This window comes from Subtercola sp. Z020, from assembly GCF_002931235.1.
In the GTDB taxonomy this organism is placed as follows: Bacteria; Actinomycetota; Actinomycetes; order Actinomycetales; family Microbacteriaceae; genus Subtercola.
Genome location: NZ_PSTT01000104.1, coordinates 1 through 21,916, shown reverse-complemented (window position 1 = coordinate 21,916; position 21,916 = coordinate 1). Strand labels below are relative to the sequence as shown.

General features: G+C 69.4%; 22 protein-coding genes and 1 tRNA gene. 10 read left to right on the top strand and 13 right to left on the bottom strand.

The window, feature by feature from the left end; genetic code table 11:
- From C5B96_RS13755 to C5B96_RS13745, 3 genes are all read right to left on the bottom strand, one after another.
- Positions 1 to 1,000 (bottom strand): sucrase ferredoxin (locus C5B96_RS13755; protein ID WP_233189207.1); only part of this gene is annotated, 1,000 nt, incomplete at its 3' end.
- A gap of 43 nt (positions 1,001 to 1,043) precedes the next feature.
- Positions 1,044 to 2,333, bottom strand: coding sequence for a cupin domain-containing protein (locus C5B96_RS13750; RefSeq protein ID WP_104245929.1), 1,290 nt, complete (start codon positions 2,331 to 2,333; stop codon positions 1,044 to 1,046).
- A gap of 158 nt (positions 2,334 to 2,491) precedes the next feature.
- A complete protein-coding gene (locus C5B96_RS13745) occupies positions 2,492 to 2,749 on the bottom strand; it encodes a BatC protein (RefSeq protein ID WP_104245928.1) in 258 nt (85 codons plus the stop codon).
- Between the two features lie 99 nt (positions 2,750 to 2,848).
- Between C5B96_RS13745 and C5B96_RS13740 the strand changes: the two genes are divergently transcribed.
- A complete protein-coding gene (locus C5B96_RS13740; RefSeq protein WP_104245927.1) occupies positions 2,849 to 3,232 on the top strand; it encodes a DUF1304 domain-containing protein in 384 nt (127 codons plus the stop codon).
- Between the two features lie 81 nt (positions 3,233 to 3,313).
- Here the strand turns inward: C5B96_RS13740 and C5B96_RS17640 are convergent, their stop codons facing one another.
- The gene (locus tag C5B96_RS17640; protein WP_199176659.1) at positions 3,314 to 3,469 is read right to left on the bottom strand and encodes a hypothetical protein; all 156 of its coding nucleotides are present in this window, start codon (positions 3,467 to 3,469) and stop codon (positions 3,314 to 3,316) included.
- Between the two features lie 96 nt (positions 3,470 to 3,565).
- Positions 3,566 to 3,763 (bottom strand): hypothetical protein, encoded by a 198-nt coding sequence (locus C5B96_RS13735; protein ID WP_104245926.1) that lies wholly within the window; start codon positions 3,761 to 3,763, stop codon positions 3,566 to 3,568.
- Positions 3,764 to 3,809: 46 nt separating this feature from the next.
- Between C5B96_RS13735 and C5B96_RS13730 the strand changes: the two genes are divergently transcribed.
- Positions 3,810 to 4,391 carry an ATP-binding protein gene (locus tag C5B96_RS13730; RefSeq protein WP_233189206.1) on the top strand — a complete coding sequence of 194 codons (582 nt, stop codon included), beginning with the start codon at positions 3,810 to 3,812 and terminating at the stop codon, positions 4,389 to 4,391.
- Positions 4,392 to 4,432: 41 nt separating this feature from the next.
- Here the strand turns inward: C5B96_RS13730 and C5B96_RS13725 are convergent, their stop codons facing one another.
- Positions 4,433 to 5,473, bottom strand: coding sequence for an Ig-like domain-containing protein (locus C5B96_RS13725; protein ID WP_146078187.1), 1,041 nt, complete (start codon positions 5,471 to 5,473; stop codon positions 4,433 to 4,435).
- Positions 5,474 to 5,768: 295 nt separating this feature from the next.
- Positions 5,769 to 5,840: transfer RNA gene (locus tag C5B96_RS13715), tRNA-Arg, on the bottom strand.
- Between the two features lie 151 nt (positions 5,841 to 5,991).
- On the opposite strand from C5B96_RS13715, the gene C5B96_RS13710 reads away from it, so the two are divergent.
- Positions 5,992 to 7,347 carry a hypothetical protein gene (locus C5B96_RS13710; protein ID WP_146078186.1) on the top strand — a complete coding sequence of 452 codons (1,356 nt, stop codon included), beginning with the start codon at positions 5,992 to 5,994 and terminating at the stop codon, positions 7,345 to 7,347.
- A 185-nt stretch (positions 7,348 to 7,532) separates the two neighbouring features.
- Complete coding sequence (locus tag C5B96_RS13705; RefSeq protein WP_104245922.1) at positions 7,533 to 8,894, top strand: NlpC/P60 family protein; 1,362 nt, start codon at positions 7,533 to 7,535, stop codon at positions 8,892 to 8,894.
- A 65-nt stretch (positions 8,895 to 8,959) separates the two neighbouring features.
- Here C5B96_RS13705 and C5B96_RS13700 read toward each other — a convergent pair whose 3' ends face one another.
- The 4 genes from C5B96_RS13700 to C5B96_RS13685 all read right to left on the bottom strand — a co-directional run bounded on the left by C5B96_RS13700 (position 8,960) and on the right by C5B96_RS13685 (position 12,905).
- Positions 8,960 to 9,457: an HNH endonuclease gene (locus C5B96_RS13700; RefSeq protein ID WP_104245921.1), complete on the bottom strand. Its 498-nt coding sequence runs from the start codon at positions 9,455 to 9,457 to the stop codon at positions 8,960 to 8,962.
- Between the two features lie 337 nt (positions 9,458 to 9,794).
- A complete protein-coding gene (locus tag C5B96_RS13695; RefSeq protein ID WP_104245920.1) occupies positions 9,795 to 11,132 on the bottom strand; it encodes a hypothetical protein in 1,338 nt (445 codons plus the stop codon).
- 9 nt (positions 11,133 to 11,141) lie between these two features.
- Positions 11,142 to 11,993 (bottom strand): C40 family peptidase, encoded by an 852-nt coding sequence (locus tag C5B96_RS13690; RefSeq protein ID WP_104245919.1) that lies wholly within the window; start codon positions 11,991 to 11,993, stop codon positions 11,142 to 11,144.
- A gap of 219 nt (positions 11,994 to 12,212) precedes the next feature.
- Positions 12,213 to 12,905, bottom strand: coding sequence for a metal-dependent transcriptional regulator (locus C5B96_RS13685; protein ID WP_104245918.1), 693 nt, complete (start codon positions 12,903 to 12,905; stop codon positions 12,213 to 12,215).
- Between the two features lie 89 nt (positions 12,906 to 12,994).
- On the opposite strand from C5B96_RS13685, the gene serC reads away from it, so the two are divergent.
- Positions 12,995 to 14,107 (top strand): phosphoserine transaminase, encoded by a 1,113-nt coding sequence (gene serC, locus C5B96_RS13680; protein WP_104245917.1) that lies wholly within the window; start codon positions 12,995 to 12,997, stop codon positions 14,105 to 14,107.
- A gap of 63 nt (positions 14,108 to 14,170) precedes the next feature.
- On the opposite strand, the gene C5B96_RS13675 is transcribed toward serC, so the two are convergent.
- On the bottom strand, positions 14,171 to 15,043 hold the full coding sequence (locus tag C5B96_RS13675) for a DUF3027 domain-containing protein (protein WP_233189205.1): 873 nt from the start codon (positions 15,041 to 15,043) through the stop codon (positions 14,171 to 14,173).
- A complete protein-coding gene (locus tag C5B96_RS13670; RefSeq protein ID WP_104245916.1) occupies positions 15,044 to 15,424 on the bottom strand; it encodes a cold-shock protein in 381 nt (126 codons plus the stop codon). It lies immediately after the preceding gene.
- A gap of 91 nt (positions 15,425 to 15,515) precedes the next feature.
- Here C5B96_RS13670 and C5B96_RS13665 point away from each other — a divergent pair, with 91 nt between their 5' ends.
- The 5 genes from C5B96_RS13665 to C5B96_RS13645 all read left to right on the top strand — a co-directional run.
- The gene (locus C5B96_RS13665; RefSeq protein WP_104245915.1) at positions 15,516 to 15,785 is read left to right on the top strand and encodes a multidrug ABC transporter ATPase; all 270 of its coding nucleotides are present in this window, start codon (positions 15,516 to 15,518) and stop codon (positions 15,783 to 15,785) included.
- A complete protein-coding gene (locus tag C5B96_RS13660) occupies positions 15,782 to 17,590 on the top strand; it encodes a helicase-associated domain-containing protein (RefSeq protein ID WP_104245914.1) in 1,809 nt (602 codons plus the stop codon). The genes C5B96_RS13665 and C5B96_RS13660 overlap by 4 nt, the downstream gene beginning before the upstream one ends.
- Positions 17,591 to 17,654: 64 nt before the next feature.
- A complete protein-coding gene (locus tag C5B96_RS13655; protein ID WP_104245913.1) occupies positions 17,655 to 19,310 on the top strand; it encodes a DNA repair helicase XPB in 1,656 nt (551 codons plus the stop codon).
- 46 nt (positions 19,311 to 19,356) lie between these two features.
- Positions 19,357 to 20,046 (top strand): response regulator transcription factor, encoded by a 690-nt coding sequence (locus C5B96_RS13650; RefSeq protein WP_104245912.1) that lies wholly within the window; start codon positions 19,357 to 19,359, stop codon positions 20,044 to 20,046.
- 87 nt (positions 20,047 to 20,133) lie between these two features.
- Positions 20,134 to 21,916: cell wall metabolism sensor histidine kinase WalK (locus C5B96_RS13645; RefSeq protein WP_104245911.1), on the top strand; the 1,783-nt coding region annotated here is incomplete at its 3' end.

Below are 21,916 nucleotides of genomic sequence, written 5' to 3'. Positions count from 1 at the left end.
CGGCGACGAGTGCAGCAGCGCGGGGCGGGGCGGCCGCGAGCGTCACGACCGTGACGCCATCCGGAGCCGCGCGCTCGCCGAGCGGGGGGAACGCCGCCAGCCGGTCGTCGCCGGTCAGCTCGCGGGTGAAGTGCTGCGCCGCCTGCACCGCGTGCGTCAGCGAACTCCGACCGCGGAAGAAGCGCTCGTCGACCCGCCCCTCCCGCGCCAGGCGCACGACGGCGACGGCGTCGGCATCGTCGACCCGCCCGTAGTAGAGGCCCTCGGGGAACAGCACCATCGTGCCCGCGAACCGGTCGCCGCCGAGGTGCGAACACTCCCAGGTCTCGTCGGGGAACTCCGCCGCGAGCGCCGTCACCACGGGGCGGCCCCGCACGGCGCAGCACCGGTCGTGCTTGGCATGTGTGCACACAGCGTAGATCGGCGCTGCCGAAGGGATGCCCGTCGACCCGTCGAGCGGAACATCCAGCAGCTCGGCCGGCGCCGACACCTCGCCCCACCGCACCTGCTCGCGGCCCGGGCGCGCGTCGACGAACGCCCACCTCCAGCGCTGTTGCGCCTCCGCATCGCGCCGCCCGGTGCGCCGGATCGCCAGTGGCCGCATGCCTGCAGCCTCGACGCGCGTCACCAGCTGCTGCCCGAGCCGGCGCCCGATCGCCGACGAGGTGAAGGCGTTCGCCCCCCACGCCCCGTCGATCTCGACCAGGAACCACGTCAGCCCCCGCGAGCCCGTCGCGAAGAGCGGATCGGCTCGCTGCCGGGACCGGTCGCTGCAGGGCAGCCAGTCCGGGATGCCCTGCCCGAGGTGCCGGGTCGTCGAGAGCGGCACCCGAAGAAGTCCCACCTGCACACCACCGTCCGCGCCCCGCGGGAGGTCGACGCTCCCCATCGACGCGGCCGAGGGGCTCGACGCCGGAACGGACTCCGGCGCAAGCGGGCGCAGCGGCAGACCGTCGAGCGCCCTCTGCCGTGCCTTGTCGGGTTCCGCTGCCTGCGCCACGTTCAGCGGCTGAGCGAAGGGGAGTCGGAGCGCGGAGCCCGGCTCACGCCGGCACCACCACGCCCTCGCGAAGCAACCGGCGCGCCACGACGACGGCCGAGTCGGGGTCAAGCCCCGGCAGGTCGCCGACCGCGATCGGCTCGCCCGTGACCAGGCGTTCGAGGGCGGTCGTCGCCTCGGCGGGCAGCGACAGCCGCTTGGCCCCCGCCACGATGCGAACGCTGTCTGCGGATGCCGCGGGCCCATCGCCCGCGTCACCGGGTACCTGCTCGAGCCGCGCCCGCTGCGAACGCCGCCAGCGCACCACTGTCGCCGCGTCGAGCGTCGCGAGCGCCTCGACCGTCGCGAGCGGCGACACCGGCTCCGGTCGCACGTCGGCCGCGAGGCGTCGCGAGAGCGCCGCCCCCACACGTTCGACCTGGCGCGACGCGGCGGCACGTTCATCCCGAACCGCCAGCGCCGTCTGCAACGCCGCGAGAACCTCGGAGACGATCGGCCCCATCTCGGCGGGATCGTCGAAGTCGAGACCGAGCGGCAGCGACGTGCGGAGCGCCTCGGTCTCGCCGATCACGTTCAGCAGGCTGGCCGCGACGTCGGCGCGGGTGTACGCCGCGACGCCGATCGTCAGGTGCACCGTCGTGCCGCCGAGCGCCTCGGCGGAGTGGATCCAGCCACGCGGAAGGTAGAGCGCGTCACCCGGGCTCAGTACATGGTCGATGTAGGGGGCACCGGTCGCGCGGGCGGCGACGGCGGCGCGATGGTCGCTCCACGGCTGGTCACGGAGCGGCGCCTCGTGCACGGGCTCGTGGATGCGCCAGTGCTTCTCGCCGCTGATCTGCAGCACGAACACATCGTGCACGTCGTAGTGCGGATCGAACCCGCGGTTGGAGGCGGGCGTGATGTACGCGTTCACCTGCGCGGGGTGCCCGAGGTCATCGGTGAGCGCCCGCGTGAAGTCGACGAGCGCAGGCCACGTGCGGTGCAGCCCCTGCAGCACGATCGTGGCACCGGCCGCGAACTCGGCCAGGACCTTCTCGCTCGAGACCTGGTCGGCCACCTCGGCACCGAAGCCGCCGGGCGCCGTGTAGGCAGCGGGCTTCAGCACGGAACCCTCCGTCGCCATGCGCATGAACGGCGTGCGGAGTCCCCGTTCAGAGACCAGCTCGTCGACGGCCTCGGCGGTGAACAGGTCGGCGAAACGGGATGCCTCGCCAGCGCCGGCCTCGTTGAGGTAGGGCTTCGTCGCCCAGAACTCGGCACCGAACTGCGGCGCGATGTCGCCGACCATTCGCGTGAGGGCGGGCAGTCTGCCTGGGCCGGGCCGTGCATCCATGCTGTGTCACTCCAGAACGCTGTCTTACTCGGGGAACGCTGTCGCAGCGTTGTATCAGGGCCGTCTCAGGGCCGCCTCGGCGCCGTTTCGGCGCCCCTCTCACTCCTGAACGTGAGGAAGCGCGGGCCGGTCGCCCGGCCCGCGCTCGAAGTCAGGCACTACGCCGAGCCGTCAGCTCCGCCGTCGTGGCCGTCGGGGTTCGCGCCGCCATCCGCGGTGCCCTCCCCTGCGTCGGCCGAGCCGTCGGCCCCGCCATCGTGACCACCGGGGTTCGCGCCGCCATCAGCGGTGCCCTCCCCTGCGTCAGCTGAGCCATCGGCCCCGCCGTCGTGCCCATTCGGGTTTGCGCCGCCATCCGCGGGACCCTCTCCGCCCGCTCCCTGTTCGGTGGTGATGTCGTCGTCGTTGATAGCCATAGGGTCTCCCTCTCGGTACTGCGCGGCGGTCGTTGCCCAGCGCACTTACACGATACTGCGAACCGCTGACAGCGAGAAGGGCTTCCCTAGACTGGGCGCATGAATATCCTGGCCACGGTCTTTGTCGCCCTGAGCGCGCTGCTGCACGTCTACATCTGGGTGATGGAAAGCCTGCAGTGGCGAAAACCGGTCATCTGGAAGCGGTTCGGCCTGACCTCGCAGGCAGACGCAGACACGACGGCCCCGCTGGCGTACAACCAGGGTTTCTACAACCTGTTCCTGGCCGTCGGAGCCGGTGTCGGCATCGTTCTCTTCCACACCGACGCGCACGCCGCGGGCTTCACCCTCGCCGTCTTCACCATGGCGTCGATCGTGCTCGCGGCGCTGGTTCTGCTGTCGACGGGGCGCGACCGGATGCGCTCGGCCGCCCTGCAGGGGGTGCCGGCGCTCCTCGCGCTGGTGTTCCTGCTGATCGCGGGCTGACGCAGGCCGACTGCCGACTGCCTGCGGCGGGTCGCCGGCGGATAGCGGCGCGCTCAACGCCGGAGTCAGCCTTCGCGTCGCTTAAGCGCGGTTGCGGATGTACCGGATCAGCGTCGCGATGATGCCGATCAGCAGCACGGCGATGCCGATGTAGATCAAGATCTTCGCGGCCTCGACCGCGATGCCCAGTACGAGCAGGATGATGCCGACGACGATGATTCCGATGAAAAGTCCCATGACCCCATTATGGAGCGCAGCACCCCCACCGCGCCGGTCTTGCACCGCGCGCGTCGTAACGCTAGAGAGTGTCGAAACGCTAGAGCGTGCTGCAGGCTAGAGGGTGCTGCTCACGGCCGCCCAGGTCAGCGCGCCCGTGCCGCCCACGAGAATCACGGCGGCCACCACCCGCACAACGATATTGCCGGTGAACTTCTGCCACGGCGTCGTCAGCTCCGGGCGGGAGAAGTCGGTCTTCCGACTTCGCCCATCGGCAGGGGAATTTCGGGCGGAGTTGCGGGTCGTCGATGGCACGCGCCCATTATTCATGATTTCCACAGAATCTTGTAACCTCCCCTTTGTGGGCTCACCTCTGGCAGATGCGCGGGCGGATGCTCTGCTGAGCCGTCTCGCAGCGCCCCCGGTCTCTCCCCAGGCCACCCGAGCCCCGGCGTCCACCGTGTTCCGAGGCCCGGTCGTGCTCATCGACGGCCGCTCCGGATCGGGTAAATCGGAGCTCGCCACCGCCCTCGCTGCCCGCTGGCCCGAAACGGTGACCCTCATCCGCCTCGACGACATCTACCCCGGCTGGAGCGGCCTCGATGCCGCGAGCACCCACCTCCACGACGAACTGCTGGCCTCATCCACTCCGCGCTGGCAGCGCTACGACTGGGTCGCCGGCGAGAGAGCGGAGTGGACTTCCGTCAATCCGACCCTCCCGCTGATCGTGGAGGGCGTCGGCAGCCTCAGCCGCCAGAACGCCGCCCTCGCGACGCTCCGCGTCTGGGTCGAACTCGACGATGACACCCGCCGCACGCGCGCGCTGGCCCGCGACGGCGACGCCTACGCGCCGCACTGGGAGCACTGGGCCGCCCAGGAGCGCGCCTTCATCGCGCGCGAGCGCCCCGCCGCCCTCGCCGACGTGACCTTCACCGAACCCTGACCGCACCCCCTGCAGGGCGCAGCCAGCATCCGGAGAGTCGGTCAGGCCGCGCCGTGGCGGCGGCGGCGGGCGGTACCGAGGAGGGCCAGGCCGAGCAGCAGCACGCCGACCGCTCCGGCTCCCGACGCGGCGAGGGTCGGAGCCGAGGCGCCGGTCTCGGCGAGGTGCGAGGGGCCGGGGGCCGACGGCGACGTGGGGCCGGGCGTGGCGGTGGGGCCGGGCGTCGGAGCGACGGCGGGCGTGAACACCAGCCCGGGTGCCGGGGTACTGCGCGCGGGGAGGTAGTTGGAGTCGCCGGAGTACACCGCTTGTACGCTCTGGGGGCCCACCTCGGTTCCGGCCACGATCGCGGAAGCCCCGCTGTAGCCCTCCGTGTCAGCGACCAGGGGCGCAGACCCTGCCAGCACACCTCCGATGTAGAAGTCGACGCTTCCCGTCGGAGCGGCCAGCACGTACTGGCCGGGGGTCTCTTCGGTGGCGACGACCGCCTTGACCTCGAAGAAGCCACCCACGGGCAGCGACGTCACGTCTCCACCCCAGCCGGCTGCAACGCTCGGGGTGGCCCGCTCGATCGTGACATCGAGGTTCGCCGACGACGGCGCGAACCGGGTCGCATCTGCGGGCGTGAAGGCTACGCCGACAGCGACACCCGGGGGCACGAGGAAGTAGGGGTCCACGGTCTCCTGCCCGGGGGCGGGCCCGAACGATGTGCTCCCGTAGACGAGCTCCACCGAGCCGTCGACCAGGGCCTGCGGGGTCTGGAACGTATTGCCCATGACGGTGAACTGCACAGTTCCCTCAGCGGGGTCGCCCTTCGAGTCGACCACGGTCGCCTGCAGCACGAGAGGTGTGCCGTAGGTCACGACCGGCGGCGTTCCGATCGTCACGGTCGTCGCGAGGGGCGCCGCCTCGTCTGGAGCGGGCGACGGCGTCGCGGTCGGGCCGCTCGTCGGAACAGGGTCACCCGTCGGAACCGGATCACTTGTGGGAACCGGGTCACCCGAGGGCACAGGGTCACCCGAGGGCACAGGGTCACCCGAGGGCACAGGGTCACCCGAGGGCACAGGGTCACCCGAGGGCACAGGGTCACCCGAGGGTATCGGGTCACCCGAGGGCACAGGGTCACCCGAGGGTATCGGGTCACCCGAGGGTATCGGGTCACCCGAGGGTATCGGCTCCCCCGTGGGTACCGGCACCGCCACAGCGGTCGCGACCGGCTCGCCCCCCGGATCGGCCGCACCAGGCGCAGCGGACGCCGGCCCTGCCACACCCAGAACAGCAGCTCCCGCGATCGAGACCGCTGCCAGCATCCTCAGCACCCGCGTACCACCTGTAAGACCAGACATCTCTACCCCCGTTGTGTTCCCCGTCGAACCGTGCCCCTGGAGGGACTCGAACCCCCAACCTAATCCTTAGGACGGACTTGCTCTTCCATTGAGCTACAGAGGCTGACCGCACGAGTTTAGCGCTTTCGCCGCCCCGCGACAGATGCACGACAGATGCGCGCCAGATGAGCGGCTGCTGCACAGGCGGCCGGATGCTCAGCAAGCGTTCGGGTTGGCGAATCACCGAAGCGGCAGCCGCCCGGGATGCGCAGCCGATGTTAGACACGAGTGTGACGAACACGACAGCCACGCGCACCCGACGAAACGCCCGCACCTTCGCCACGGGCATGCTCATCGTCGCACTCGCCGCGGCCGGCACCATCCTCGGCCCGACGACGGCTGCGTTCGCCGACGACTATCCCAGCTGGGACGATGTGCAGGCCGCCCGCTCGAGCGAGTCCGCCAAGCAGGCCGAGGTCGACACCATCAACCGCATCATCTCCGACCTGCAGCAGCGGGCCGCGGCCGCCCAGGCGCTCGTCGAACAGCGGAGCGCCGAAGACGAGGCCGCGCAGGCCGCTCTCGCCGCGGGCCAGAGCAAGGCCGACTCGCTCGCCGCCAGCGCGGCCAGCTGGAAGGAGAAGGCCGACGGCTCGAGCAAGCAGGCAGCCCTGATCGCCGCCACGTTCGCGCGGTCGGCCGGCAGCCAGAACATCACCTCCCTGCTGCTCGGCAGCAGCTCGTCGGCCGCGAGCGACCTCCTGTCGCAGTTGAGCTCGATGGGCAAGCTCAGCGAGACCATCTCCGGCATCTACGACCAGGCGAAGCAGGATGCGAACACCTCCGCCTCGGTCAGCGCCCAGGCCCAGGTGGCGAAGGATGCCCTGGCCGGCCTCGCCGCAGCAGCCCAGGCCGCGCTCGAACAGGCCGCAGCCGCCCAGCGCGACCTCATCGCCGCGCTGAATGAGCAGAGTGCGCACCAGGAGGAGCTGAACGCCCAGCTCGCCTCGCTCGAGAGCAACGTCGCGACCACGGAGGCGCAGTACCAGGCGGGGGTCGAGGCGCGCGCGGCAGCCGCCCGCGCACAGGCAGCCGCGGCTGCTGCAGCCCGCGCCGCCGGCATGGGGGTCAGCGTCGGCCCGGTCTCCGACGACCAGCAGGCCCTCGCGCAAGAGCTCATGGACTACGTCGCCAGCGGCCAGTTCCGCGGTTCGTACCCCGACCACATCTTCGAGATCTCCTACATCGCCGCTGGCAAGTCGGTTCCGAACTGTGGCATCGACACCGTGATTCTGCAGGCGATGGTGACCGCGGTGCGCGCCTTCGGCAGCGCCGCCGTGAGTGACATCAACCGCCGCTGCACCGGCCAGATCGAGGGCGCCGGCACGGCATCCAATCACTACCGCAACGGCGGCGGGCACGCGGTCGACTTCATCGGCGCCGGAGGGTCGGGCCTGAACGGGTCGAACGGTGCATCCATCTCGCTCATCAAGACGCTCGACCCGATCATGCCGTACGGCTCCGGGCTCGGCCAGCGCAACTGCCGTGCATCGGCCGGCAACGAGCCGAACCTCAAGAACTTCAGCGACTTCGCCGACACCTGCAACCACCTGCACGTCGACGACTTCTAAGGCGCCTCTACACCCGCCATGCCGGCGAGGCGTGCAGCGACGCGCCCGGAATACCGCATCCCTCGCAGAGAACTGTAGGCAACACGCCGGGGTGTTGCTACTGTGGACGCTGTTGTTGGTGTTATAGGCGTTGCTTGTGTGACTCGAGTGACGAATGTGACGAACGTGAACAGTCTCGAGGATCCATGTCGCCATCGCCCCGTCGCGCCGAACGCTCGCGCGCCCCGTGGAGGGTCTTCCTCGTCGGCCTCTCTGTGACTGCGCTCGCCGTCGCCGGAACCGTGACCGGCGGCGCCCCGGCCCTCGCGGACAACTACCCGAGCTGGAGCGACGTGGTCGCGGCCCGGGCGAACGAGTCTTCCAAGCAGAGCGAGATCGACCGGCTGCAGGGGCTCAACTCGGGCCTCCAGAGCCAGGTCGCCGCGGCCCAGGCCGTCGCTGACGCTGCCTGGTCGGCGAACGAGGCGGCTCAGGATGCCCTGGCCGCCGGTACACTCAAAGCCGAACAGCTCCGTTCGCAGGCCGCCGACGCCAGTGCGAAGGCCGACGCCTCGCGTAAGCAGGCCGCCGGACTCAGCGCGCAGTTCGCCCGCTCGGCGGGCACCGACCTCTCGATGAAGCTCCTCGTCTCCGGCGAGAAGAGCGACAACCTGCTCTACCAGCTCGGCGCCATGTCGAAGCTCAGTGACACCTCGAAGAAAGTCTTCGACGAGGCGACCCAGGATGCGAACGCCGCCACGTCGCTGAGCGCGCAGGCCGACGACGCCGAGAAGGCGCTCTCAACCCTGGCGGATGCCGCGGCAGACTCCCTCACGCAGGCTGTGAACGCCCAGCAGGGGCTGAAGTCGGCCCTGCTGGAGCAGGAAGCGCACCAGGACGAGATGACCGTGCAGCTCGCGGCCCTGCAGTCCGACACGATCACCACCGAAGCCCAGTACAACGCCGGCGTGGTCGCCGAACAGCAGCGCAAGCTGGCCGAGGAGCAGGCGCGCGCCGCCGCCCAGGCCGCAGCAGACGCCGCGGCCGCGGCCGCAGCCGCCGCGAACCAGGGCTCGGGCGGGGGTGGAGGCGGAGGCGCCAGCGACGACAGCAGCGACAGCGACAGCGGAAGCAGTTCGGGCGGAGGCAACTCCGGTGGCGGTGGCGGCAACAGCGGCTCGTCGAGCCCCCGCCCTGCCCCCATCGTCGACTCCCCCAGCCAGCCGTTCGACGGCCAGGCCGTCGTGGCCTACGCCGAGCAGTACGTCGGCGTCGTTCCCTACGGCTGGGGCGCGAACCCCAACGACAGCTTCGGCTGCGACGGCCTCACCCAGTGGGTCTACGGCCACTTCGGCGTCAAACTGCCGCGACTCGTGAGTGCCCAGACCGCCATGGGCGTGCGCGTCTCCTCCTCAGAGGTGCGCGCGGGTGACCTCGTCGTCTGGCCGAACGCCCACGTCGGTATCTACGACGGTCATGGCGGCGTGATCCACTCCCCCGACTGGGGCCGCTACGTCACGCACAACCCCGGGCTCTGGGGCAGCTACATCTTCATCCGCATCGTCTAGAGCGCGGCCCGACGGGGCCGGTGGTTCCGGATGACCGGCTCACGATCATCCGGAACCACCGCCGTCTACGCCGCAGGCTGCAGGTAGCCCTCCCACTCGGGCTGCGCCTTCTCGACGCCGCGCACGAACCAGCCGGCGTGGTGCGGCATGCGTGGCTGGCTGCGGAGCGACCAGCCCATCTCGGCCAGCGTCTTGTCGCTCTTGAGGTTGTTGCAGCGCAGGCAGCAGGCGACCAGGTTCTCCCAGGTGTCCTTCCCCCCGCGCGATCGCGGCTGGATGTGGTCGATCGTCGTCGCGTTCTTGCCGCAGTAGGCGCAGCGCTGGTTGTCACGACGCAGAACACCGCGCCGGCTCACGGGCACCTGCCGGGAGCTCGGCACCTTCACGTAGCGCGTCAGCAGAATGACAGACGGCCGCTCGTAGGCTCCCGACGACGCCCAGACGGGCGCATCCTCATCGCTCTCGACGATCTTGGCTTTGTCGTTCATGACGAGCACCAGCGCCCGTCGGAATGACACAACTCCCAGCGGCTCATAGCCCGCGTTCAGTACCAGCGTTCGCATTTTCTCCCTTTCGAGGCCCCTGGTCGGCTACCAGGGATTCCACGGTGCTGAGATTCCGGTCACGCAGCGGGCGGGCGGGCACAAAAAAAGGCGTTGTCACAAAGACAACGCCAGATCGCACGCACGGCACACACCGCACGCACGAGCGCGGGATATGTGCACGCCGCTGAGTATTCGCGCGCCGCGCAGGCCGACACCCGTGGTGGGGATGCTGCCTGTCTGGTTCACGAACTCTCCCGATGTTTCGAGGAATATCAGTGCGAGAAGGCTAACAAGAAATGCCGCGAAACCCTACGGTCGAACCCGGCTCAGAGCATCCTGTAACGGAGTGTTCACACTAGCTGAGCGTCGAGCCGCGGGCACTGATGAAGTCGACGTGCAGGTGGCTGCACGAGTCGCTGAATTCGCTGAGGTTGACGAAGCCCGAACCGGATGCCCGGCAGCCGCTCTGGCCGACGTTGGTGTTCGGCGGAACGAGCGGATCGAGCAGGCGCAGCAGCTTCATCGAGTCCGAGTCGCCGCCGGTCAAGCTGTGGCCGTTCAGGATGTAGAAGTCGACGGCGTGTCCGCCACCGGCGCGGTAGTGCGGCGACATCGTGCCGGCACCCTCGATCTGGCCGGTGCAGAGGCGGTTGATGTCGCTCACGCCCACCTTGGCGAAGTTGTCGACCGCGACCTTGATGGTCTGCAGTACCCGGATGTCGACTCCGCAGCCGTCCACCACCTGGCCGGAGGCGAGGTACTGGATCTCTTTGATGTGGTCGGGGCGGGAGCCGACGAGCTTGCCTGAACCGACGGCATCCATCAGCTCCTGGGCGAGCGCCTGCACGGCCGGCGAGACCGTCGAGGGGTAGGCCGCGGCACTGATGGCACTGCTCGACGACAGCTTGAGCGCTGCGGCCTGCGCCGCCGCCTGGGCCGCGGCCGCTGCGGCGAGCTGCTGGGCCTTCAGCTGTTCGGCCGTGGGAGCCTGGTAGTTGTCGCGATTGACGGCGAGCGCACCCTGGTCGACGCTCGACTGGATGGTCTGCGCTCCGAGCGAGAACTGGGATGCGTCGGAGACCGGGTCGAACGCCCCGGAGGTGGAGAAGGCGTAGGCGGGCAACGCCATGGTGGCGATGAGACCGAAGGCGGCGGTCATGACAGCCAGGTTGGCGACGCGGCGCTTCTTCGAGGGGCGCGCTGGGCGGGGCTTCGACAGCAGGGGCTTCGTGGCCACGGCGGTCTGGCGTGCAGCGCCGACCGGGCGGGCGACGGGGGCGGGCGCGACGGGCGCGGCGGCGACGTCTGCCGTGGCGGGTACGGTCACCGCGGTGACGGCCACCGCCGCGGGCGCTGCCGCGACGGCCCCTAGAGCAGGCGCGACGGGCACGGTCACGGCCCCGGGGGCCACCACTGCGGGCGTGGCCGTGACGCGCGACCCGGCGAGGTGTTCGAAGATCGCCGGGTCGATGGCCGGCGCGGCCGCAGTGGCCGTCGGCGCCGCGGAGCGGCCCGTCAGGTGTTCGACGAGACCGGCGGGAAGCGCGATGGGGGCTGAAGCGGTGACGGCCGGCCGGGCATCCGGAGTCTCGAAGACAGCCGGCACGACGGCTGGCCGGTCGAGCCCGGGCTCGGCCGAAGCCTGCCGTTCGAGCTCTCGGCGCTCACGCCTCGATGAGGGAACCTGGTGCATGGAGGGAGCTTAGATACCCAACCGTACGAAGTAGTAGCTGCCCCAGGTCGGGCGGTACTCGACGAAGCGACCCCAGTCGGGCGAGTCGATCATCTTGCCGTTGCCGGCGTAGATGCCGACGTGGCCGATCGGGTAGATCATCAGGTCGCCGGGCTGCGCGTCGGCGGCCGAGATGCGGGTGCCCATGGCGGCCTGGTTGCTCACCGTGCGCGGCAGGTTGATGCCGAACTGCTTGAAGACGTACTGGGTGAGCCCGTCGCAGCCGAAGCTGGTGTCGGGGCTGGCACCCGAGCCGTAGGGCACGACGCCCACGAACTGCATGGCGAAGTCGACGACGGCCTCGCCGCTGTAGGGGCCGGAGGGCGGGTCGACGACGAGGCCGGCGTTCGAGGAGCCGCTGCCCTTCGAGGAACTGGATGCGCCCGAGGTGCTCGACGTTGAGGTCGTGTTCGAGACGGCGGCGACCCGCAGCGCAGCGGCCTTGGCGGCTGCGGCGGCGGCTTCTGCCTCAGCCTTGGCCTTCGCGGCGGCCATGTCTTCTTTGGTCGGAGCCTGGTAGTTGTCGCGGTTGACGGCGGTGTCGACGGCGAGGGCGTCGACGGCGAGCGTCTGCTGGCCCGTCTCGATCGACATGGTGGATGCGCTCGGGTCGAAGGCGCCCGCGGTGCTGAACGCGTAGGCGGGGAGGGCCATGGTGGCGATGAGACCGGCAGCTGCCGTCATGACCACGGTGCTGGCGACGCCGCGCTTCGTGATCTTCGGGGTGACACGGGGCTTTGCGTGCGAGACGCGGGTTCGGGTGATGCTTTTCGGGTTGTGCTTCGACTCCGGGGAGTCGGGAGATTCGCTCGAAAGGGGCAAGATTATTTCCTCAAAATTGTTTCTTCGAAGTCGCAGGGGCCTGGGTGTCAGCCCGTGGAACTAGACCGATGGTACGGGAGCCCCCCGGCCTTGTCACGTTGAAACGCGACATTGCAACAAATTGGTAACGAAGCTTGGCCCGTGCGAAGTACCCGATCCGGGCGCGGCCGAGCGGGCCGGTCGACTCGTCGTGGCCCGTCGTGGCGGGCATCGGCAGGGTCAGATACCGACGAAGATGTGGCTGGCCACCTCGTTGGGAAGCTCCAGCCCCTGGCTGAAACCTTCAACCTCTACAAGAACGTAGGAACCGGCTGCGGAGAACGCCGCACTGTTGCCGGGAACGACCCCGGACTGCTTCAACTGCAGCAGAAGCTCGGGGTCGACCTGCGCCGGCTCACCGAGCCGACGGATGATCTTCGTCTGCGCGCCCACGGCGCCGTGCACGAGCGTGACGATGTTGACGACCCCCCGGGTGAACGGGATGGCCTCGGTGTCACCGAGCTCCTCGAGCCCGGGGATGGGGTTGCCGTAGGGCGACTCCGTCGGGTGGTCGAGCATCTCGAGGATGCGGCGCTCGACCTGCTCGCTCATCACGTGCTCCCAGCGGCAGGCTTCTTCGTGCACGAACTCCCAGTCGAGGCCGATCACATCGCTGAGCAGCCTCTCGGCGAGCCGATGCTTGCGCATGACGTGCACCGCCTTGCGGCGGCCGGGAACAGTGAGTTCGAGGTGACGGTCGGTGGAGACGACGACCAGGCCGTCGCGCTCCATGCGGCCGACGGTCTGCGACACGGTGGGCCCGGAGTGCCCGAGACGCTCCGAGATGCGGGCGCGCAGGGGCGTGATGTTCTCTTCTTCGAGCTCCAGGATGGTTCTGAGGTACATCTCAGTGGTGTCGATCAAATCCGCCAACGGCCGCTCCTTGCTTCTCGCGCACGTAGGCTACAAGACTACTGGGCGCCATCGACGGCGATGCACCCGCCTTCACTACACTGGGGGCCATGCCCGCGATAGAGATTCCCACGTCCCTCCTGCCCGCTGACGGCCGCTTCGGCGCCGGGCCGTCGAAGATCAGGGCGGAGCAGCTGGCCGATCTCTCGGCCCGCGGCGCCTCTCTCCTCGGCACCTCGCACCGGCAGGCTCCGGTGAAGAATCTCGTGGGCTCGGTGCGCTCCGGCCTCGCCGACCTCTTCCGCATCCCCGAGGGCTACGAGGTCGTGCTCGGCAACGGCGGCTCCACGGCGTTCTGGGACGCGGCAGCGTTCGGGCTCATCCTGAACCGCAGCGAGAACCTCACGTTCGGCGAGTTCAGCTCCAAGTTCGCTGCAGCAGCATCCGCCCCGTGGCTCGAGAAGCCGCACATCGTCTCGGCGCCCGCCGGCTCTCGCGGCGAGGTCGAGATCGTCGAGGGGGTCGACGTGTATGCGTGGCCGCACAACGAGACCAGCACGGGCGTGATGGCGCCGGTCACCCGCGTGCACGGCGACGCCGGCGCGCTCACCGTGATCGACGCGACCAGCGCGGCGGGCGGTATCGACTTCGACGCCGCAGAGGCCGACGTCTACTACTTCGCCCCGCAGAAGAACTTCGCCTCCGACGGCGGCATCTGGTTCGCCCTCTTCTCCCCCGCTGCGATCGAGCGCGTCGAGCAGATCGCGGCCTCCGGCCGGTACATCCCCGAGTTCCTGAGCCTCAAGAACGCGCTCGACAACTCCCGCCTGAACCAGACGCTGAACACCCCGGCGCTCGCCACGCTGCTGCTGCTCGACAACCAGGTCGAGTGGATCAATGGCAACGGCGGTCTCGCGTGGGCGGGCGCCCGCACGACGGAGTCCACATCGGCGGTCTACGAGTGGGCGAACGCCTCCGCCTACGCGACGCCGTTCGTGCTGAACCCCGAGCACCGTTCCCAGGTCGTCGCCACGATCGACTTCGACGAGGCGATCGACGCCGCCGCCATCGCGAAGGTGCTGCGGGAGAACGGCGTCGTCGACACGGAGCCCTACCGCAAGCTCGGCCGCAACCAGCTGCGCATCGCGACGTTCGTCTCGGTCGAGCCCGACGACGTGCGCGCCCTCATCGGCTGCATCGAATACGTGGTCGACGCGCTCTAGCCGGAGTCGGCCGGGCCCGAGCCCGGCCGACCCGCGCCAGTGCCCGTGCCCGGCCGGTCCGCGCTAGCGGCCCTCGGCGTCGGGGTCGAGGCCCTCGAAGTCCTCCGGGTCACCCGCGTGGGTGAAATCGTCGGTCGCGTCGAAGGCTGCGCCCGCGTCGGGGTCGATCACTGCAGGCTGCGGGTCGGTCTCCGGGTCGGTCGGTTCAGGGCGATCTGATTCCGGATGCTCGGCTTCCGGATGCCCGGACTCGAAGCCCTCGAAGCCCTCCTCGGCGATGGTGTCGATGTCGATGCCGTCACGGTCGCGGCGGAGCGCCAGCGCGGCGACCTCCTCGTCGTCGGGGTCGTCGGAGTCGTCGTCGTCGGAATCGTCGTCATCCGAGTCGTCGTCATCCGAGTCGTCGATGCCGGAGTCGTCGCCGTAACCTTCGCCGGCGGCGTCATCCGCGTCATCCGCATCGGCGTCGCCGGTCTCGTCGTCGTCCGTCTCGTCATCGTCCGTGTCGTCGTCGTCGAACTCGCTCTCCGACTCGTCCACGATCGCGTCGGAACTCAGCCGGTCGGCCCAGGGAACCCAGGCGGGCGACAGCACCGATGCCTCGCCGGGCAGCAGCTCGACCTCGAGCACCGACGGTTCGTCGGTGTCGCTCACGCGGGAGAGGGTCGCCGTCCAGTGCCAGTCGGGGTACCCGGCCAGGCGCGAAGCGAAGAACAGGCTGAGCACGTGCTCGCCCTCGACTTCGTGACCGATCAGCTCGCCGATGGTGTCGGCGGGGGTGATCTCCGCGAGAGCAGAGCGCGCCTGCTCGACCGCGGCCAGCAAAACGGGGTCGGCCTCGTAGACGATCTCGGCGATCGACCCGTCGGCCTCGGCCACCTCAGCGGTGAACTCCCCCTCGGGGAGGTCGACGGCATCCGGAGCCTCGTGCGCCACTCAGGCGTCCAGCTCGTCGGCGACCTTGCGCAGCAGGGCGGCGATCTTGCGGCTGTGGCTCGACTCGGGGTAACGGCCCCGCTTGAGGTTCGTGCCTATGCCGTCGAGCACCTTCACCAGGTCTTCGATGATGACCGCCATGTCGTCGGCGGGCTTTCGGCTCAGCTTGACCATGCTCGGCGGCGCCTCGAGCACCCGCACCGAGAGCGCCTGCACTCCGCGCTTGCCGTCGGCGATGCCGAACTCGAGTTTCGTACCCGCCCTGACGCTTGCGCCGGCGGGCAGGGCTGACGCGTGCAGAAAGACTTCCTGGCCGTCATCGGAGCTGATGAAGCCGAAGCCCTTCTCTTCGTCGTAGAACTTGACCTTGCCGGTTGGCATGTGTGGATCTCCTCTAAGTCTTTGCCGGTTTCTTGCACTCCGGCCACCCCTCAGCCTATTCGCTGTTCGAGGGATGCGTATTGTTAGGGGCGTGACCGACTCCAATTCCCCGACCATCAACAGGGTCCAACGCGTTCTCGCGTACATGGTCGCGAGCGCAATCGGGCTCTCCATCCTCGCGTTCCTCGCCGTGATCATCGGCACTGCCGCCGGCATGAAGGGCGACAGCTTCAGCCAGGGCATCTGGCCGACCATCCTGGTGCTCCCCCTGTTCGGCCTCCCCCTCGCCATCGCACTCTTCATCGCACTGCTGGTCGTGAATCTCGTGCGCCGGTCCCGCGAGGCCCGAACCCTCAAATGAGCGACACGCTCGCTCTGGCCGGCCGACTGCAGTCCCAGAGCGACGACGCCCTGATCCGACTGCTCAACAGGCGCCAGCTCTCGGCGCGTGACCTTCGGGACTTCTTCGACCTCGCCGACGCCCTGTTGAAGGCGGACTCGATCCAGGATGCCCTCTCCCACCTCGATCGGCCGACCCTCGCGCTCGTCGCCCGCGGCGGCATCCCGCTCGCCGACGCCGGCGACGACCTGCTCGCCGCACGCGACGCCATGCTGCTGGCCGAAGTCGACGGCATCCTGCAGCCCTACCAGAGCGTGCTCGACGTGCTCGAGAACTGGCCGGCCTCGGGGCTGCCCTCGATCGCCGAGCTGGCGGGCGTTCCGGCCCCGGCCGCCGCGGCTCTGCGAACACCCGCCGAGCACGGTGACACCGACCAGGTCGCCGCGGAGCACGCCTTCGAGACCACAGTCGCCGTCTCCGAACTGACGAACGCGCTGGCTTTGACGCCGGCGCGCGAGCTGGCCAAGGGCGGCCTGGCCGTGCCCGATGCCAAGCGCCTCGGCGCGGCCACCGGCCTGGAACCCGAGCAGATGAACGCGATCGTGCGCGTCGCCGCCACGGCCGGGCTCGTGTCGCGCGAGAACGCCTCCTGGTTCGCCACTCCCGTCTCGCGGGACTGGATGCTGTTGCCCCTCGCCGAGCGCTGGGGCCGCCTTGCCGGGGCCTGGGTCGACGCCCTGCCCGAGAACGTGCGCACGGTGCTCTGCACCCGGGTCGACACCGTGTGGGGCGAGAGCCTCGAGGCCTACCTGACGTGGCTGTACCCGGCCGGCGGCGACGAACTCACCCGCCAGATCGGCGAGTTCACCGCTGACGCCGAGCGCCTCGGCATCGCCACCGCGGGCTTCGCCAGCAGCGCCGGAACGGCTGTGCTCTGCGAGAACGAGGCCGCCGCGGTGGCCGCCATCCTGCCGCTTCTTCCCCCCGAGGTCTCGACGGTCTACCTGCAGCACGACCTGACGGTGGTCGCTCCCGGGCCGCTGAAGCCCGACATCGACGCGACGCTCCGGCAGATGGCGCAGGTCGAGACGCATTCGATCGCGTCGTCGTACCGCATCTCGCAGGCGTCGATCGCGCGGGCCCTGGGTGCGGGGTTCACCGCCTCGAGCATCCGGAGCTTCCTCACGACCATCTCGCCGGGCGGCATCCCGCAACCGCTCGACTACCTCATCTCTGAGTCGAGTGCGCGCTACGGCCTGCTGCGCGCCGGCTCCCTGCCGCAGACGAGCGCCGATCAGCCGGCGAGCTTCGTGCGCTCCGACGACATCGAACTGCTGCACACCATCGCCGTCGACCAGAACCTCGCGGGCCTCGGGCTGGTCTTCGCCGAGCAGAACAGGCTGACCAGTCGTTCCGACCTCGACACGCTCTACTGGATGCTCGTCGATGCGCGCTACCCGGTGATCGCCGAGGGCGCCGACGGCAATCCGGTCGCCCTGAACCGGGTGCATGTCGTCGAACCGCAGCGGGAGACCTCGAACGAGGCCGCCGAGCTGCTGGTGAACCGCCTGCGAGGCAGTGGCGCGCAACCCGGCGCCGACACCGCTGAGGCCTGGCTCGTTCGGCAGCTGGATGTCGCGGTGAAGAGCAAGACGGCCGTGATCGTGACCGTGAAGCTGCCGAACGGCACGGAGGTCAGTTTTCCGGTCGTGCCGACGAGCATCGGCAGCGGCCGCATGCGCGGAACCGACCAGAAGGCGGGCGTCGAACGCACGCTGCCCCTCGCGAGCATCACCCAGGTGCAGCCCGCGGGCCAGACGGACTGAGCGGGGCCGGCCCTTCGCCCCCCGGGGGCGAGGTGCGCCCGCGGGGCACGTAGGATTGGCAGTTATGCCAGACGGACCACTGATCGTTCAGAGCGACCGCACCGTGCTGCTGGAGGTGGCGCATCCGGCGGCCGAGAGCGCCCGGCACGAGCTCGCGGTCTTCGCCGAACTCGAGCGTGCCCCCGAGCACATCCACACCTACCGCATCACGCGGCTGGGTCTCTGGAACGCCCGCGCGGCAGGCCACACGGCGGAGGAGATCCTCGGCACGCTGGAACGGTACTCGAAGTTCCCGATCCCGCAGTCGGTGTCGATCGACATCGCCGAGACGGTCGGGCGGTACGGCCGGCTGGTGATCGAGCGGCAGGCCGACGGCGTGCTGACCCTCCGCGCGACCGACACGGCCGTGCTGACCGAGATCGTCAAGGGCCGGAAGATCGCGCCGCTGCTGCCCTCCCGGCTCTCCGACGACACGTACCAGATCGAACCCTGGGCCCGTGGGCAGTTGAAGCAGGAGCTCGTCAAACTCGGCTGGCCCGCCGAGGACTTCGCCGGCTACACGCCCGGCACCCCCCACGAGATCACGCTCGACACCACCGACTGGAACCTGCGCGGCTACCAGCAGGAGGCCATCGACAACTTCTTCGAACGCGGATCGGGCGTCGTCGTGCTTCCCTGCGGCGCCGGCAAGACGCTGGTCGGCGCGGGAGCGATGGCGACCGCGAAGACGAACACGCTCATCCTCGTCACCAACACCGTCTCTGCCCGGCAGTGGCGCTCCGAGCTGCTTCGCCGAACCTCGCTGACCGAAGACGAGATCGGCGAGTACTCGGGCCAGGTGAAAGAGGTCAAGCCGGTCACGATCGCGACCTACCAGATCCTGACGGCCAAGCGGAAGGGTGCCTACGCACACCTCGAGCTGCTCGACGCCCTCGACTGGGGACTGGTCGTCTACGACGAGGTGCATCTGCTGCCGGCCCCCGTGTTCAAGCTCACCGCCGACCTGCAGGCGCGCCGCCGGCTCGGCCTGACGGCGACCCTCGTGCGCGAAGACGGTCGCGAGGGCGACGTCTTCAGCCTGATCGGGCCGAAACGCTTCGACGCACCGTGGAAGGAGATCGAGGCCCAGGGCTACATCTCCCCCGCCGACTGCTTCGAGGTGCGCATCGACCTGCCCCAGCAGGATCGCCTCGTCTACGCGGCAGCGTCGGATGATGAGCGGTACCGGCTCGCCGCGACCGCACCCGCGAAACTCGATGTCGTGCGCGCTCTCGTGGCGAAGCACGCGGGCGAACGCATCCTGGTGATCGGGCAGTACCTCGACCAGCTCGACGAGCTCTCTGCCGAGCTCGGTGTTCCGCAGCTCACGGGGTCGACCCCGATCGCGGAGCGCGAGCGGCTCTACCAGGCGTTCCGCGTCGGCGAGGAGCCCATCCTCGTGGTGAGCAAGGTCGCCAACTTCTCCGTCGACCTGCCCGAGGCGACCGTCGCGATCCAGGTGTCGGGGTCGTTCGGTTCGCGGCAGGAGGAGGCGCAGCGCCTGGGCCGGCTGCTGCGGCCGAAGGAGTCCGGCCTCTCGGCGAACTTCTACACGCTCGTCGCCCGCGACACGGTGGACCAGGACTTCGCGCAGAACCGCCAGCGCTTCCTGGCCGAGCAGGGCTACAGCTACACCATTCTCGACGCCGAATCGCTGGACGGGCATCCGGTCGCCGTCTGAAGACGGCTCACAGCAAGCATCCAGTGAACCCGCAGATAATGGGATCATGACCGGACCCCGAATCCTCATCGTCGACGACGAGCCCAACATCCGCGACCTGCTCACGACCAGCCTGCGCTTCGCCGGCTTCGCCGTGCGGGCTGTGAGCAACGGCGCCCAGACCATCTCGGCGGTGCTCGAAGAGGAGCCCGACCTGATCATCCTCGACGTGATGCTGCCCGACATGAACGGCTTCGGCGTCACGAAGCGGTTGCGGGCCGCCGGCTACACGGCGCCCATCCTCTTCCTCACGGCCAAAGACGACACCGAAGACAAGATCACCGGCCTCACGGTGGGCGGCGACGACTACGTCACCAAGCCGTTCAGCCTCGACGAGATCGTCGCGCGCATCAAGGCGATCCTCCGCCGCACGATGCAGGCCGACGAAGACGCGATCATCCGTGCCGGCGAGCTGACGATGGACCAGGACACTCACGAGGTCTTCGTCGCCGACACGGCCATCGAGCTGAGCCCGACCGAGTTCAAGCTGCTGCGCTACCTCATGCTGAACCCGAACCGCGTGCTCTCGAAGGCCCAGATCCTCGACCACGTCTGGGAGTACGACTTCAACGGAGACGCGGGAATCGTGGAATCGTACATCTCCTACCTCCGGCGCAAGCTCGACCAGTACTCCGACGAGTCGCTCATCCAGACGAAGCGCGGGTTCGGCTACATGCTGAAGGTCAGCAAGGTCTGAGCTCGTGCCGCGCCCGCTGGGCGCCGGGTGGGTGTTCGGGGTCGGGGGCGCCCGCGGGAGCTGGCGCCGGGTAGGGTTTGAGGAACTATGGCTGTGACACCGGCGACCTTCTGGGGGTCCATCTCCCTGCGCACCAAGATCACCGGTGTGACGGTTCTGCTGCTGACGGTCGGTCTCATCGTCGCCGGCATCGGCACCATGACCGTGCTGCGCTCGTACCTCCTGCAGCAGGTCGATAAGGGGCTGTCGGTCGGCTATGACGACGTCTCCACCTTCCTCGGCAAGGGCGCGACGAAAGACGTCTTCACGCTCGACACCGTCTCGTCGGCCTCGACGACGTACTACGTCGCCCTGCTCGGCCCCGACGGCACCATCACGACCAGTAACTGGGGTTCGCAGGCTGCGTCGCGGGAGCCCGACCTCAGCACCCTGCCCACGACGCCCACCGCCGAAGCGCAGGCCCAGAAGCCGATCTACGAGATCGCCTCCGCCGACGGCAAGGACCAGTGGCACGCCATCGTGCGAACGATCGGCTTTCAGGACCAGACCACCGGAACCATGGTGATCGCCGCCTCGCTCGAGCGCACCGAGAGCATCACCACCACCTACCTCTCGATCTTCCTCGCGTTCAGCGTGGGCGTCGTCGTTCTCGGGGCCCTGCTGACGCGGCTGCTCGTGACGAGCACGTTCGCTCCCCTGCGGGCAGTCGAGCGCACGGCCGCCGAGATCGCGAACGGGGACTTCAGCCAGCGCATGTCGAATGCGACGCCCAACACCGAGGTCGGGCGACTCAACCGGTCGCTGAACACGATGCTGAGTCGCATCGACACCGCCTTCAGCGATCGCGCCAAGACGATCGAGCAGATGCGCCGCTTCGTCGGCGACGCCAGCCACGAGCTCCGCACTCCTCTGGTCTCGGTGCGCGGCTACGCGGAGCTCTACCGCATGGGCGCCCTGCAGTCGCCCGAAGAGGTGGCGAAGGCGATGGACCGCATCGAGAAGGAGGCGATCCGCATGGGCGCGCTGGTCGAAGACCTGCTCGAACTCGCGCGCCTCGACGAGACGCGGCCGATGAACCTGACGCGCATCGACCTGGTTCCGATCGCCGTCGATGCGGCTCTGGATGCCCGGGCCTCCAGCCCCGAACGCGTCGTGTCGATCATCCTTCCCCGATCCTCGCAGCCGGTGTCGCTCGCACCCGCAGCAGAGGCGGCGACGAACCCGTTCGGCATGACGGAGGACGACATCGCCGCCGAGCGCGACGCACGCACGGCAGCGGAGAAGACGGCGGCCAACGCCTCGCTCACCGGTCCGATCAGCTTCGCCGGCGCGACCCTCGCCCGGCTCCGGGGCCGCCGCACCCGGGTCGGTGCCGACGGAGCCGTCGAGATCACTCCCACCGACGTCGCGCTGTCGAGCTTCGATGCGCAGGAACGCGACGGTGTCGCGCCGATCATCATGGCCGACGAGAACAAGATCCGGCAGGTGGTCGCCAACCTGATCGGCAACGCGCTGCGGTTCACGGCGAACGACAGCCCGATCGAGGTGTCGGTGCAGGTGGATGAGACGAAGCGTCTCGCGGTGCTCGACGTGATCGACCACGGCGAGGGCATCCCGCCCCAGATCCGCGAGAAGATCTTCCAGCGGTTCTGGCGGGCGGACTCGTCGCGCACCCGAGAGACGGGCGGCAGCGGCCTCGGGCTCGCGATCGTGGCGTCGATCATCGCGGCCCACCAGGGCACGGTCGAGGCGGTCGAGACGGCCGGCGGCGGCGCCACCTTCCGGGTCTCCCTCCCCCTGGCAGCGCCCGAGGGCGCCGCCGCCGGCCGTCTCGACCGCCTCGACCGTGCCCTGGTGGGCCGCGATGATC

Coding starts and splice junctions, on each gene's coding strand:
- C5B96_RS13750 (WP_104245929.1), bottom strand. CDS start 2,333: ATGGATGCACGGCCCGGCCCAGGCAGACTGCCCGCCCTCACGCGAATG.
- C5B96_RS13700 (WP_104245921.1), bottom strand. CDS start 9,457: ATGCGAACGCTGGTACTGAACGCGGGCTATGAGCCGCTGGGAGTTGTG.
- C5B96_RS13740 (WP_104245927.1), top strand. CDS start 2,849: ATGAATATCCTGGCCACGGTCTTTGTCGCCCTGAGCGCGCTGCTGCAC.
- C5B96_RS13670 (WP_104245916.1), bottom strand. CDS start 15,424: ATGCCAACCGGCAAGGTCAAGTTCTACGACGAAGAGAAGGGCTTCGGC.
- C5B96_RS13650 (WP_104245912.1), top strand. CDS start 19,357: ATGACCGGACCCCGAATCCTCATCGTCGACGACGAGCCCAACATCCGC.
- C5B96_RS13745 (WP_104245928.1), bottom strand. CDS start 2,749: ATGGCTATCAACGACGACGACATCACCACCGAACAGGGAGCGGGCGGA.
- C5B96_RS13655 (WP_104245913.1), top strand. CDS start 17,655: ATGCCAGACGGACCACTGATCGTTCAGAGCGACCGCACCGTGCTGCTG.
- C5B96_RS17640 (WP_199176659.1), bottom strand. CDS start 3,469: ATGGGACTTTTCATCGGAATCATCGTCGTCGGCATCATCCTGCTCGTA.
- C5B96_RS13660 (WP_104245914.1), top strand. CDS start 15,782: ATGAGCGACACGCTCGCTCTGGCCGGCCGACTGCAGTCCCAGAGCGAC.
- C5B96_RS13695 (WP_104245920.1), bottom strand. CDS start 11,132: ATGCACCAGGTTCCCTCATCGAGGCGTGAGCGCCGAGAGCTCGAACGG.
- C5B96_RS13705 (WP_104245922.1), top strand. CDS start 7,533: ATGTCGCCATCGCCCCGTCGCGCCGAACGCTCGCGCGCCCCGTGGAGG.
- C5B96_RS13710 (WP_146078186.1), top strand. CDS start 5,992: ATGTTAGACACGAGTGTGACGAACACGACAGCCACGCGCACCCGACGA.
- serC (WP_104245917.1), top strand. CDS start 12,995: ATGCCCGCGATAGAGATTCCCACGTCCCTCCTGCCCGCTGACGGCCGC.